The 12,759-nt window shown below is 68.1% G+C and carries 11 protein-coding genes, 1 pseudogene and 1 riboswitch; of the genes and pseudogenes, 4 read left to right on the plus strand and 8 right to left on the minus strand.

Annotated features, from left to right (window positions below; translation table 11 throughout):
* Positions 1-77: 77 nt before the first annotated feature.
* Genes BLV31_RS07365 through BLV31_RS07375 form a run of 3 tightly spaced genes read right to left on the minus strand, consistent with a single transcriptional unit; the run spans position 78 to position 3,366 of the window.
* Entirely contained in the window at positions 78-1,634 is a 1,557-nt protein-coding gene (locus tag BLV31_RS07365; protein ID WP_064061260.1) for a precorrin-2 C(20)-methyltransferase, read from the minus strand.
* Positions 1,631-2,281 carry a precorrin-8X methylmutase gene (locus BLV31_RS07370; RefSeq protein WP_064061259.1) on the minus strand — a complete coding sequence of 217 codons (651 nt, stop codon included), beginning with the start codon at positions 2,279-2,281 and terminating at the stop codon, positions 1,631-1,633. Before BLV31_RS07370 ends, BLV31_RS07365 begins: the two co-directional genes overlap by 4 nt.
* Positions 2,278-3,366: a ferredoxin-like domain-containing protein gene (locus BLV31_RS07375; protein WP_081263466.1), complete on the minus strand. Its 1,089-nt coding sequence runs from the start codon at positions 3,364-3,366 to the stop codon at positions 2,278-2,280. The genes BLV31_RS07370 and BLV31_RS07375 overlap by 4 nt, the downstream gene beginning before the upstream one ends.
* A gap of 19 nt (positions 3,367-3,385) precedes the next feature.
* Positions 3,386-3,578: riboswitch (cobalamin riboswitch) on the plus strand.
* 53 nt (positions 3,579-3,631) lie between these two features.
* Between BLV31_RS07375 and cobN the strand changes: the two genes are divergently transcribed.
* Both cobN and cobF read left to right on the plus strand, forming a co-directional pair.
* Positions 3,632-7,243 (plus strand): cobaltochelatase subunit CobN, encoded by a 3,612-nt coding sequence (gene cobN, locus BLV31_RS07380; RefSeq protein ID WP_064061286.1) that lies wholly within the window; start codon positions 3,632-3,634, stop codon positions 7,241-7,243.
* Entirely contained in the window at positions 7,240-7,986 is a 747-nt protein-coding gene (gene cobF / locus BLV31_RS07385; protein ID WP_064061257.1) for a precorrin-6A synthase (deacetylating), read from the plus strand. The genes cobN and cobF overlap by 4 nt, the downstream gene beginning before the upstream one ends.
* Here the strand turns inward: cobF and BLV31_RS07390 are convergent.
* On the minus strand, positions 7,969-8,760 hold the full coding sequence (locus tag BLV31_RS07390; RefSeq protein WP_064061256.1) for a class I SAM-dependent methyltransferase: 792 nt from the start codon (positions 8,758-8,760) through the stop codon (positions 7,969-7,971). The genes cobF and BLV31_RS07390 overlap by 18 nt on opposite strands.
* 60 nt (positions 8,761-8,820) lie before the next feature.
* Complete coding sequence (locus BLV31_RS24970) at positions 8,821-8,958, minus strand: hypothetical protein (protein WP_016691526.1); 138 nt, start codon at positions 8,956-8,958, stop codon at positions 8,821-8,823.
* Positions 8,959-9,083: 125 nt separating this feature from the next.
* On the opposite strand from BLV31_RS24970, the gene BLV31_RS07395 reads away from it, so the two are divergent.
* Positions 9,084-9,884, plus strand: coding sequence for an SDR family NAD(P)-dependent oxidoreductase (locus BLV31_RS07395; RefSeq protein ID WP_064061255.1), 801 nt, complete (start codon positions 9,084-9,086; stop codon positions 9,882-9,884).
* Between the two features lies 1 nt (position 9,885).
* Here the strand turns inward: BLV31_RS07395 and BLV31_RS07400 are convergent, their stop codons facing one another.
* On the minus strand, positions 9,886-10,419 hold the full coding sequence (locus BLV31_RS07400) for an Rv2732c family membrane protein (RefSeq protein ID WP_006552961.1): 534 nt from the start codon (positions 10,417-10,419) through the stop codon (positions 9,886-9,888).
* Between the two features lie 264 nt (positions 10,420-10,683).
* On the opposite strand from BLV31_RS07400, the pseudogene BLV31_RS25800 reads away from it, so the two are divergent.
* Positions 10,684-10,794: pseudogene (locus BLV31_RS25800) on the plus strand (SDR family oxidoreductase); the annotation flags it as partial.
* A 70-nt stretch (positions 10,795-10,864) separates the two neighbouring features.
* On the opposite strand, the gene BLV31_RS07410 reads toward BLV31_RS25800, so the two are convergent.
* Together BLV31_RS07410 and BLV31_RS07415 are read right to left on the minus strand one after the other, a co-directional pair.
* Positions 10,865-11,542 (minus strand): polysaccharide deacetylase family protein, encoded by a 678-nt coding sequence (locus tag BLV31_RS07410; protein WP_006552959.1) that lies wholly within the window; start codon positions 11,540-11,542, stop codon positions 10,865-10,867.
* The gene (locus BLV31_RS07415; RefSeq protein WP_248846265.1) at positions 11,454-12,746 is read right to left on the minus strand and encodes a cobalamin-independent methionine synthase II family protein; all 1,293 of its coding nucleotides are present in this window, start codon (positions 12,744-12,746) and stop codon (positions 11,454-11,456) included. The genes BLV31_RS07410 and BLV31_RS07415 overlap by 89 nt, the downstream gene beginning before the upstream one ends.
* Positions 12,747-12,759: the final 13 nt, after the last annotated feature.

Below are 12,759 nucleotides of genomic sequence, written 5' to 3' on the forward strand. Positions count from 1 at the left end.
GTTCGCCCCGGTTGCAACAGTGGCGAACCCCGGTTCACCGCGCGAACCTGTTGACAACCGGCGGGTGAACACCGCAGTCAAACGGTTGTCGAGGATCCCGAATGGCGACCGTCGACCGACCGTTTCGTCCACACCGCACCCGAAGGCATCACGAAGGTCCCCGCAGCGCCGACGATGAGCAGGCACTTCATGTCGATGCTCGCCGGATCGAGCTTCTCGAGCGTCGTGACCTCGAGCGACTCGCCGGACCGTCCCACATCGCGCCCGATCACGACGACGGTGTCGGCCGGACGATGCTTCAACAGTACCGTTTTCGCGTCCGCGACCTGCGTCGTCCGAGACCGCGACGCCGGGTTGTAGATGCCCAGGACGAGATCGGCCTCGGACACCGCTGCCAGCCGCTTCTCGATCACGTCCCACGGCTTGAGTCGATCCGACAGGCTAATCACCGCGAAGTCACCACCGATCGGGGCGCCGGCCCGCGCTGCCACGGCCTGCACCGCGGAGACGCCCGGCAGGACGCGAATGGGTACGGACGCGTACTTCTCGTCCTGCGCGGCCTCGAACACCGCCGACGCCATGCCGAACACTCCGGCGTCACCACCGGAGACCACGGCGACCTTCTCGCCGGACAGGGCGAGATCGAGCGCGAATCGCGCGCGGTCCACCTCCACGGTGTTGCCACTCGAATGCCGGTGCAGCCCGGTGCGAACCGGAACACGGTCGACGTACGGTCCGTAGCCGACGACGTGATCGACCTGTGTGAGCGCGTCCGCCGCTTCGGGTGTCAGCCACTTCTCGTCCGCCGGTCCCAACCCGACGACGAGCAGTTCGTTCGCGTCCGGATGTGTCGCCTCGACCGCGACGGACGGCCGCGAGCGGTCGGCGACCGCCTGATTCCTCGGGGAGCGGTCACCGGCGGTGAGGATCACCGAGAAGTACGGCACCGCGTCGGCGTCGACCTCGGCGACCGGCAGGATGCGTTGCCGATCCATCGACGCGCGTTCGACATAGACGGCGTCGTCGAGGCGACCGGACTGGGCGAGAGCCTCGCGCACAGCGGGAAACGTCCTGCCCAGCTTCATGATCGCCGCACCGTCGGTGTCGGCGAGCCGTCGTGCGAGCTCCGGGGCGGGCACTGTGCCGGGCAGGATGGTGAGGACGTCGGTGCGGCGCACCATCGGCTCGGCGGCCGCGGCAGAGGCGGCGGACACCGAGGTCACGCCCGGCACCACTTCCGTCGGGTATCGCGGAGCGAGCCGATCGTGTAGGTACATGTACGAGCCGTAGAACAGAGGGTCGCCCTCGCAGAGCACGACGACGGTGCGTCCCGCGTCGAGGTGGACGGCCAACCGGGCGGCGGACTCGTCATAGAAATCGGCGATCGCACCGTCGTAACCACCCGGGTGCTCGGTGGTGCCCGTCGTCACCGGGTACACCAGCAGTTCCTCGATCACGCCGTCCGGGATCAGGTCGGCGGCGATCGACCGGGCGATGGATCGGCCGTGCGTGCCGGAGTAGTAGGCGAGGACGTCGGCCTCGGCGATCAGCCGCGCGGCCTTGCGTGTGATGAGTTCGGGATCGCCGGGACCGAGTCCCACGCCGTAGAACCTGCCGGACACCGTGTCACTCATTCCTTCTCCTGGGCAAGTGCGTTGATCGCGGACGACGCCATCGCCGACCCGCCGCGGCGGCCCCGCACCACCAGATGGGGTATCTGCAGCCGATGGTCGAGCAGCGCTTCCTTGGATTCGGCGGCGCCGATGAACCCGACGGGCACCCCGACGATCGCGGCCGGCCGGGGGGCGCCGGCGTCGAGCATCTCGAGGAGATGGAACAAGGCCGTCGGGGCATTACCGATCGCGACGACTGCACCCTCGAGGCGGTCGGCCCACAGGGACACCGCCGCAGCGGAGCGGGTCGTGCCCCAGCGCTCGGCGAGTTCGGGGACACGCGGATCGGCGAGCAGACACATCACGTCGTTGTCGGCAGGCAGGCGCGTACGGGTGACCCCGGAGGCCACCATGTTCGCGTCGGTGAGGATCGGAGCGCCCGCGTTGAGCGCAGCGCGTGCGGCCGGAACAAGATCGGGATGGATCACGAGATCCCGTGCCAGATCGGTCTGTCCGCTCGCGTGGATCATCCGGACTGCGATCTTCTCCGCCGTCGCGGGGATCGCGGTCAGATCCGATTCGGCGCGGATCGTCGCGAACGACCGGACGTAGATCTCGGCACCGTCGGTGACGTAGTCGTACCGACGCGGGGGAGGTCGAAGGGTCACGGGGTGCTCCTGGCAAGAACGACGCGGTGAGGCGAGTGTGGTGCGCCGCAGACGCGCTCGCATCCGGCGACGTGAATTCGGGGATCGGTGGTATTTCCGGCGACGATCCGGCGAGCCAGCGCTCGGGTGTCACCTTCGGCGAGGCTACACCCGGGCGCTCCCGTGCACGCTGTCACCCGCTGCCACGCCGAATCCGGGGCCGTCTCGAAGCCGGTCTCGCGAAGCGCGACGAGATCCGACCCGGACGGGAGTATCAGGCCGCGCCAGGGCGTGACGACCACACCTCGATCGGGCAGTGCAGCAACCATGGCGGGGGTGAGGATTCCCAGGGGGACCAGCACCGACACCGCATCGCCGAGCATGCCGTACGGCATCGTGAAGGCCGGTGGCCGCGGAGCGGGATCGGTGCCACCGAGTTCCGCTCCCGCACGCGGGAGTTGACGCACGTGCCACACCGACTCGCGAATCTCGACGAACCGGCGGGCCTGGCGCAGGAGCATCTCGGGAACCTGGGTGAGCCGCACCGTCGGCCCGTCGAGTCCACCCACGACGATGCGTGCGGTCCCGTCGTCGAGTGCGACAGCGGTGAGGTCGCACCGCAGCGTCGCGACGTCGCCGCGACCGTCGTCGAGGCCGAACAGGAACCGGCCGGGCAGATCGGCGAGGACCGGATCGGCGCACAGTCCGGCGTCGAGATCGCGGACGAGAGGCCGGACGTCGGTGAGTCCACCCACGAGTCCCGACAGCGGCGACGCGACGATGTTCCGCACCCGTTCGTGGCTCGCCGAGGGCAGCAGCCCGGCCGCCGTGACGGCGTCGGCCAGTCCCGCGGGGACGGCACCGCACTCGTCGAGGTCGATACCTCTGAGCTGCAGGTTCCCTCGCGACGTCAGGTGGACGTCGCCGTCGGCGTAGGCGGTCGATGCGTTCGACAGTGCTCGGAGCGCCCCGTCGGGTACCTGCCCTCCGGGCACGCGGAGCCGCACCAGCGCGCCGTCCGCCGCGACATGCGGGCGAAGGATTCCGGGGCACCGATCGGGAGGGAGAGGGGGTGGCAGAGCATCCACGGACGCACATGGTTGCACACCTTTCCGGCCGGGTGCGCTACTCTCGGTTTGCCGTGGTGCTCGGGAAGCCGGTGGGAAACCGGCGCGGCCCTCGCCACTGTGAGCGGATAGTTGCTCGCCCTCGTCCGTACCGGTCCGCCGGTGTGGAGGCCACTGGATCTCATCCGGGAAGGTCGGTGGAGCAGCGACGACCCGTCAGCCAGGAGACCGGCCACGGCACGTGAGGTCCACGAGGGTTTTGGAGACTGAACATGGCTGTACGCCTGTGTTTTCGGGTTGCGTCGTGACGCGCCTGACTTTGTTGTCGACGTCCGACACCGACCTGCTGTCGGCTCGGTCGAGCGATGTCGAGTGGGCGCTGGGTAACCCGTCCCGCCTCGACGTGTCCACCGAACTGCCCGGTCTGCTCAGCGGATCGGACCTGGTCGTCGTGCGGATCCTGGGGTCCGCGCGCAGTTGGCGCGACGGGCTCGACACCGTGCTCGCGACCGGCGTCCCGGTCGTCGTTCTCGGTGGTGAACAGACCCCGGACGCCGAGCTCATGGGGCATTCGACGGTGCCGATCGGCATCGCCGCCGAGGCTCACCGCTATCTCGCGTACGGCGGTCCCGCCAACCTCGCGCAGCTCCATGCCTTCCTCACCGACACCGTGCTGCTCGGCGGTGAAGGCTTCGATCCGCCCGTCGAATTGCCCGAGTGGGGTGTGCTCGACCGGCCCGAGGGGCCGGCCGACGACCGGCTGCCACTCGTCGGTGTGCTGTTCTACCGGGCCCACCACACCAGCGGAAACGTGCAGTTCGCGCACGATCTCGCCGACGCGATCGACGCGACCGGCAGGGCCCGCGGCGTCGTGATCCACTGCGCCTCGTTGCGGGGAGCGTCCGAGGATCTGCTCGCCGAACTCGGCACCCTGGATGCGCTCGTCGTGACGGTGCTCGCGGCCGGCGGAACCAAGCCCGCCACCGTGAGCGCGGGAGGTGAGGACGAGGCGTGGGACGTCGGGGCGCTCGCTGCGCTCGACATCCCGATCCTGCAGGCCCTGTGCCTGACCTGGAGTCGCGAGGATTGGGCGGAGTCGGACGACGGTGTGTCGCCGCTGGATTCGGCCACGCAGATCGCGGTCCCCGAGTTCGACGGCCGCATCATCACGGTGCCGTTCTCGTTCAAGGAACTCGACGCCGACGGACTGCCCCGCTACGTCACCGACCCGGAACGGTGCCGTCGCGTCGCCGGTATCGCGGTGGCGCACGCACGACTGCGACACGTACCGCCGCCGCAGCGCCGGATAGCCATCATGCTGTCCGCCTACCCGACCAAACATTCCCGGGTCGGCAACGCCGTCGGTCTCGACACCCCGGTGTCGGCGATCCACATGCTGCGCGCTCTACGCGATGCCGGATACGACCTCGGCGACGGATTTCCCGGCATGGACGTCGAGGACGACACCGAAGCCGGTAACACCCTCATCCACGCCCTGATCGATGCGGGCGGTCAGGACGAGGAGTGGCTCACCGCCGATCAGGTCGCCGGAAACCCGGTGCGGGTGAGCACATCCGACTATCTGGCATGGACGAAGGACCTGCCTGCCGAGCTCACCGACGCGATGAGCGAGGCGTGGGGCCCGGCGCCCGGGTCGCTGTTCGTCGACGGCAGCGGTGGCGACAAGGCGATCGTGCTGGCGACCCTGCAGGCCGGCAACGTGGTGCTGATGATCCAGCCGCCCCGGGGATTCGGCGAGAATCCGGTGGCAATCTACCACGATCCCGACATGGCGCCGTCGCACCATTACCTCGCCGCGTACAAGTGGATCGAACACGGCTTCGGTGCCGATGCCGTGGTTCACCTGGGCAAACACGGTTCGATGGAATGGCTGCCCGGAAAGAACGCGGGCCTGTCCGCGGCGTGCGCGACCGACGCGGCCATCGGCAATCTGCCGCTGATCTATCCGTTCCTCGTCAACGATCCGGGTGAAGGTGCGCAGGCCAAGCGCCGTGCCCATGCGATCATCGTCGATCACCTGATCCCGCCGATGGCGCGCGCCGAATCGTACGGCGACATCGCTCGTTTGGAGCAACTGCTCGACGAGTACTCCAACATCGCCGCGATGGACCCGGCGAAACTGCCCGCGATCCGCGCGCAGATCTGGACGTTGATCCAGGCGGCGAAACTCGATCACGATCTCGGGCTCGACGACCGCCCGCACGACGCCGAGTTCGACGACTTCCTGCTGCACGTCGATGGATGGTTGTGCGAGGTCAAGGACGCGCAGATCCGCGACGGCCTGCACGTTCTCGGTGCCGCACCGGTCGGGGAGGCACGGGTGAATCTGGTGCTGTCGATCCTGCGTGCCGCCCAGATATGGGGTGGCAAGAGTAACGCCGTCCCTGGATTGCGCACCGCGCTGGGACTGAAGCCCGACGCCCCGCTGACCGAGGTCGACGGAATCGAGAACATCGCACGGGCGCTCGTGCAGGCCATGGAGGACGACGACTGGAACACCGGGTCGGCCGCGCGCGTTGTCGAATCCGTTCTCGGCCATATCGATTCCGAGGTCGCGCGGGTGCTCACCTTCGCTGCCGACGAAGTGGTTCCCCGGCTCGCGGGCACGACTGCCGAGCTCGACGCCGTGCTCCACGCGCTCGACGGCGGGTACGTCCCTGCCGGACCGTCCGGCTCGCCGCTCCGTGGCCTGGTCAACGTGCTGCCGACGGGCCGCAACTTCTACACCGTCGACCCGAAGGCCGTGCCGAGCCGGCTCGCGTACGACACCGGCGTCGCACTCGCGAACAACCTGATCGAGCGGTATCTCGCCGATACGGGGGAGTACCCGCAGTCGGTGGGCCTGTCGGTGTGGGGGACCTCGGCGATGCGCACCGCCGGCGACGACATCGCCGAGGTGCTCGCACTGATCGGAGTGCGTCCCGAATGGGACGCCGAGTCGCGCCGGGTCCGTGAACTGACCGTGATTCCGCTCGAGGAACTCGACCGGCCGCGCATCGACGTGACCGTCCGTATCTCCGGTTTCTTCCGCGATGCGTTCCCGCACGTCATCGGCATGCTCGACGACGCGATCCGCATGGTCGCCGCCCTCGACGAACCCGACGAACAGAACTATGTGCGAGCGCATGCCCGGCGCGACGAAGCCGAGCACGGCGACGCCGATCGTGCGGTGCGCCGCATCTTCGGGTCGAAGCCCGGCTCGTACGGTGCGGGCATCCTGCAGCTCATCGACTCCGGCAACTGGCGCACCGACGCCGATCTCGCCGAGGTCTACACGGCGTGGGGCGGATTCGCCTACGGGCGCGGTGTGCACGGAGTTGCGGCCGCCGACGACATGCGCACGAACTACCGCCGGATCGCGGTGGCGGCCAAGAACACCGATACCCGTGAACACGACATCGCCGACTCGGACGATTACTTCCAGTACCACGGCGGCATGGTCGCGACGGTGCGGGCACTGACGGGCACCGACCCGAAGGCGTACATCGGCGACTCCACCACACCCGACGCGGTGCGGACACGCTCACTGGCGGAGGAGACCGCGCGGGTCTTCCGGGCGCGGGTCGTCAACCCGAGGTGGATCGGCGCGATGCGCCGGCACGGCTACAAGGGCGCGTTCGAACTCGCCGCCACCGTCGACTACCTGTTCGGTTACGACGCCACCGCCGGTGTGGTCGAGGACTGGATGTACGAATCGCTCGCACAGAACTATGCACTCGACCCGGAGAACCAGGAGTTCCTCCGCGAAGCGAATCCGTGGGCGTTGCGCGGCATCATCGAACGACTCACCGAGGCAGCCGATCGAGGGCTGTGGGCCGAACCGGACCCCGAGACGGTGAACAGCCTGCAGCAGGCCTATCTCGACGTCGAAGGTGATCTCGAGGACCGCGCTTGAGAGTTCGGCTCATCGGTATCGGACCCGGAGGACCGGACGATCTCACGGTGGCGGCGGTGCGCGCCCTCGAAAGCGTCGACGTCTTCCTGGTGGCCGACAAGAACCGGGGCGTGGACGATCTCGTCGAGGTGCGCGAGGGCATCCTGCGCCGCCACACCTCCGGTGCGCATCGGGTGATCGTGGTGGCCGACCCGCCCCGCGACCGGAATCCGGACCGGTACGGCGACGAGGTGCGCGACTGGCACGCCGCCCGCGCCGCAGCCTACGAATCCGTTCTGCTCGAACAGGTTCGGGACGACGAAACCGTCGGATTCCTCGTATGGGGAGACCCGAGCCTGTACGACAGCACGATTCGTGTCGTCGACCGCATCCTCGGGCGAGGGAACGTGCGGTTCGATTATGACGTCGTTCCCGGGGTCAGCAGTGTGCAACTGCTGGCGGCCCGGCATCGTCTCGTGCTCAACACCATCGGCGGGCCGATCACCGTCACGACCGGTCGCAGGCTGGTGCAGGACGTCGCAGCGGGTGCGTCGAACATCGTGGTGATGCTCGACGGCGGCCTCGCCTGCGCGGACCTCGACGGGGCCTGGAACATCTGGTGGGGTGCGAATCTGGGGACCGACGACGAAGAACTCGTCGCCGGCCCGCTCGCCGAGGTGCTCCCGGCGATCCGGGAGGCTCGTGCCCGGGCCAAGGGGGTCCGAGGCTGGGTGATGGACACCTATCTACTCCGACGAGGATGAGTTCGGGTCGCCCGGAACCGTTCCCCGCGCGTACCAGGCGCGGGCGTCGAGCGAGAACGGTCCCGACGGAAGAGCATCACGACAGGCGTCACGTACTGCAGCGCGGTGCCTTTCGGGCATCGACACCAGGTGCCGCCCGGCCGGTCCTACGCCGAACGTGAAGGGCTCCCAGAAGTCGGAGAAATCGGCGTAGTCCACGCGTGCGGACAGGGCACCACCGATCACGTCGTCCAGACCGGCACGGCGGAACCGCTCGGCGATGTCGCCCTCGGTGGTACCGGCCAACCTCGTCTCACCCGGAGACCCGGGCTCGACCGTTCCCACCGCGGCCCAGAAGATGCGGAGCATCGTCATCCCGCCGGCCGTGGTGTCCCACATGCATGCGGCGACGGTGCCGCCCGGGCGGGTCACCCGCACCATCTCGCGCACGCCCAGTTCGGGATCGTTCATGAATCCGAGGACCAGCGACGCCAGGGTGACGTCGAACGTTCCGTCCGGCCACGGCAGATTCTCGGCCACCCCGATGCGGACGTCGATCTCCGGTGCTATCTGCCGGCACGCCGCTGCGAACTGGGGAGCCGGGTCGATCGCCGCGACGTTCGCTGCGCCGACCCGGCCGACCAGTTCACGGGTGAGCCCACCCGGTCCGCAGCCCACGTCGCAGACCCGATGTCCGCCCCTCACCCCGCTCGCGTCCGCCAGGGCGGGCGCGAGCGTCGCTGCGTAGCGGCCCATGAAGCGGTTGTACTGTTCGGCAGGTCCGGCGAACTGCATGCACTCAAATCTATCGGCCCGATCGGTGGCCTCGTGGCCGTTCACATCGTCCGGATCGGGTCACTTCTCGTCGTCGTCCGAACGCTCGACCACCTCGGGGGCGTTCTCCCGGGTCGCCATGCCGCCGTTGCGACCGTGATCGACCGGACCCGGCGGGTCCTTGCGCACCTCGTCGTCCTTCTTCTTCGACGTCGTCACTTCTACCTCCGTACGCTGGGCCGACTCGTGTCCGGGCGGATACCCGCAGACGTGCACGCGCACACTTCGGGTGGCGTCGGGCCGCCGGACCGGATTGACTGGACCCAACGACACGAGGAGGCAGCATGCAGATCCGTGACAGGGTTTTCGTCGTCACCGGTGGAGGCAACGGGATCGGACGCGACGTCGTCCTCGAACTCCTCGTGCGTGGGGCGCGGGTCGCGGCGGTCGACCTCCGCGCCGAGGCTCTCGACGGCACCCGTGCCCTGGCGGTCGCGTACGACGACCGTCTGACCACCCACACGGTCGACGTCTCCGATCGCGGCGCGGTCGAAGCCCTGGTGGTGGAGGTGACCGCAGCACACGGGCAGGTCGACGGGGTCGCCAACGTCGCCGGCATCATCCAGAAGTTCGTCCCATTCGCGGACCTGCCGTACGACGAGATGAACAAGGTGCTCGACGTCAACTACTGGGGCGTCGTGCACATGTGCAAAGCGTTCCTCCCCGAGCTGCTGAGCCGTCCCGAAGCGAGCCTGCTCAACGTGTCGAGCATGGGTGCCTTCGTGCCGGTGCCGGGCCAGTCCGTCTACGGCGCGAGCAAGGCGGCGGTCAAACTGCTCACCGAAGGTCTGTACGCCGAACTGCGCATGACGAAGGTCGCGGTGACGCTGGTGTTCCCAGGCGCCGTCCGCACCGGCATCGCCGAGAACTCCGGTGCCGCCATCCCGGGACGCAGCACTGACGCCTCCGTCAAGATCACCTCGTCCGCCGAGGCAGCCCGCAGGATCGTCGACGCGATCGAGAAGGGCACCTTCCGGGTGTGCATCGGCAAGGACGCGACGATGCTCGACCTGCTCGCCAGGCTCATGCCGCGTCGCAGCATCGAGTTCCTGGCGAAGAAGATGGGCTCGCTCGTCGAGCGCTGACCTACCGGCGACCGGTCCGCAGCGGATGCGGCCGGGGCGGGACGTCCGTCGGCGACCGGCTCAGCACGATCGGCAACCACTGCGAGGTCATCACGATCATCACCAGCCATTCGGCGACCAACGCCACGGTCGGGTGATGCGGAGCGTTCGTGATCATTCCCGCCTGCGACCAGTACGCCAACAGCCCGAAGAACGACGACAGCCCCGAGCCGAGCATCGCGAGCGACGCCAGCTTCCATCGTCGCAGCCACAACGCCAGCGTCGAGATCACCACCCCGAACACGAGGGCCAGGGCCGCGAAGATCCGCAGCGGCACCGCCACGGGTGCGGTGTCGCCGAACCAACTACCGAAGACCGTCCACGACCACGCCGACGACGTCTGCGGAAGCACCATGCACACCGTCAGGACGACGACGCAGATCGCCAGGACCCGTCCGCGGCGACCGGCGTCGAACTCCCCGGCGACCTTCTTCTCGATCCGGGCGAAGTCGTTCCGATAGGCCGACAGGTCCGCGCTCGTACCGTCCGCGCTCATGCCTCGACCTCTCCGTTCCGACACATGGGTGGCCATTATGCGCCGCACACCGATGTGACCTCGCTCATGTCGTCCACCTGCGATTATGCTCCGACACATGCGTCCGGAGCGGTGCCGGTGTGGCGCCGTGGTGCACCGGGTATCGCCCCTTACGAACCCGATCGAGGGAGGGCGAGAATGCCGGACCAGGACCAGTACCGCATGCAGCACCCGGGAGAGCAGCACCCCGTTCCGTCGCTCGAGGAGCAACCGGAGATCGCCTACCCCGGCCAGCCCGCCGAACTCGCCCCGGCCTACGTCTTCCTCGCCTCCCAGGAGTCGAGCTACATCACCGGGGAGACCATCGCCGTCACCGGCGGAGTCCCGTTCACCTGAGAATCAGAGCGCGAAATGGTCATCGGAGCGCGTAACAGCGCGCATCGATGACCATTTCGCGCCCCGGAGTTCACGAGGCCTGCATGTCGAGCAATTCCGACACCGTCACGAACCGGTAGCCCTCGGCGCGCAGGCCGTCGACGATCCCGGGAATCGCCTCCAGCGACGCTGTCCGGGAGGGGTACATGACGTGCAGCAGGATGATCGAGCCGGGACGGGTCTCGTCGAGTGCGGTCTGCACGATCGTCTCGGTGTCGGACGCATCGGAATCCGGTTCGACGTCCCACATCACGGTGGTCCGGTCGTGCTGGTCGAGATAGCGGGGGAGCGCGACGAGCTTCTTGCCGTAGGGCGGGCGGAAGGTGATCTCCCCGTCGAACCCGGTCTCGCGGATCGCGGCGTCGGTGCGCTCGATCTCCTCGGCCACCGTGCCGCTGCCGACGAGCATCATCCTGCGGTGCGTCGCGGTGTGATTACCGAGTTCGTGCCCGGCCTCGACGATGGCCCGGCCCAGCTCCGGTCGTTGTTCGAGTTCCGAGCCGGTGACGTAGAAGGTGGCGGGGACGTCGGCGTCCTCGAGGGTCTGCAGGACCTGCGGGGTGAGGACGCTCGGGCCGTCGTCGAGGGTCAGCGAGACCACCTTCTCGGGTGTCTCCACCCTATGGACGAGTGCCCCGAACAGCTGGAAGGTGCGGGAGTTCGAAAGCTGGAAGATCGCGACGGCGACGACGACCAGCACCACGAGCACGGCGGATACGACGACGAGGGTTCTTCGGCGGGATGCCATTCGGACATGGTGCCTCATCCGGTGTCGATGGGTGGAGGACGCCCGGTTGCGCGGTTCCGGGACCGACGCCGGGTCTTGCGAGATTCGCGAAACGTTCGATGCGGTCGGCCACGAGTTCGGGATGTTCGACGACGTTCGTCGCGTGGCTGATGACGCCGGGCACGATCTGCTTCCCGTCGGGAAGCTTCACGTCCTCCCACACCCGCCACTCGTGTTCGTGACGGACGTTGGCGGCCTCGAACGAGTACGACCCGGCGTCGATGTCGAGCATGGTTTCGACGAGGTACTTGAACTCGAGATCGGTGGTGTGCGGGCCGTGCCAACTGCCCCAGCACAGATGGAAGCGGATCCGGTCCTGGGGCAGACCCCGCAGGGCGTAGTTCAGGGCTTCCACCCGGATGCGGGTGAAAGCCAGGTAGTCCTCGACCGTCGGCTCGGGGTTGATCTGGTCCCAGTTCTCGGCGATGGACGGGTCGTCGATCTGCAGGATCAGACCGGCGTCGATGATCGCTTTGTACTCCTCGCGCATGGCATCCGCGCATGCCCAGATGAATTCTTCCTCGGTTGCGTAGTGCTCGTTGCCGATCCGCGAGGCGCTACCCGGTGACAAGGAAGTCATGAAACCGTTCTCGACCCCTGCGGCCGCCAGCGCGGACTTCAGATTCGCGATGTCCGACGCGATGGCGTCGTGGCCGATATAGGTGACCGGTCCGGTCGCAGTAGGGAAGAGGGGTGCCTCCTTCCCGATCGACACCCCGCTGTCGGGATCGCCGTAGGCCTCAGCGAACAGCGTCCCGTCGCGCCGGTCGGGGAAGGTGGTCAGACGCACGTTGCCGGGTGTCGACCGGATCGGTGTACTGCCGAACGGTCCTCCGTCGGTCAACTGGAGACCGGACAGGCGCTGGAACGAGTACGACCACCAGGCACCGTAATCGACCGTCGAGGACATGGCCTTGCCGTACTCGCCGTCGCCGGGAGTGCAGATGCCGAGGTCGACCTGGCGCCGAACCAGCGCGGTCACCTCGTCGCCGAGCAACTGTGCGAACTCCTCGGAGGTATCGAGGCGGAAGCCGTCTGCCGCTTCTCGTCGTGCTCGGTTGGCTTCGACGAGGGCCGTGGTGCGCGGGAGACTTCCCGCATGGGTGGTGCGAATATGGGTGGACATTGTCGACGACCTT

The sequence above is a fragment of the Rhodococcus pyridinivorans genome, from assembly GCF_900105195.1.
In the GTDB taxonomy this organism is placed as follows: Bacteria; Actinomycetota; Actinomycetes; order Mycobacteriales; family Mycobacteriaceae; genus Rhodococcus; species Rhodococcus pyridinivorans.

Bases quoted from the DNA above. Each gene is read 5' to 3' on its own strand.
- BLV31_RS07365 (WP_064061260.1), bottom strand. From the start codon at position 1,634: ATGAGTGACACGGTGTCCGGCAGGTTCTACGGCGTGGGACTCGGTCCC.
- BLV31_RS07390 (WP_064061256.1), bottom strand. From the start codon at position 8,760: ATGCAGTTCGCCGGACCTGCCGAACAGTACAACCGCTTCATGGGCCGC.
- BLV31_RS07395 (WP_064061255.1), top strand. From the start codon at position 9,084: ATGCAGATCCGTGACAGGGTTTTCGTCGTCACCGGTGGAGGCAACGGG.
- BLV31_RS07400 (WP_006552961.1), bottom strand. From the start codon at position 10,419: ATGAGCGCGGACGGTACGAGCGCGGACCTGTCGGCCTATCGGAACGAC.
- BLV31_RS07415 (WP_248846265.1), bottom strand. From the start codon at position 12,746: ATGTCCACCCATATTCGCACCACCCATGCGGGAAGTCTCCCGCGCACC.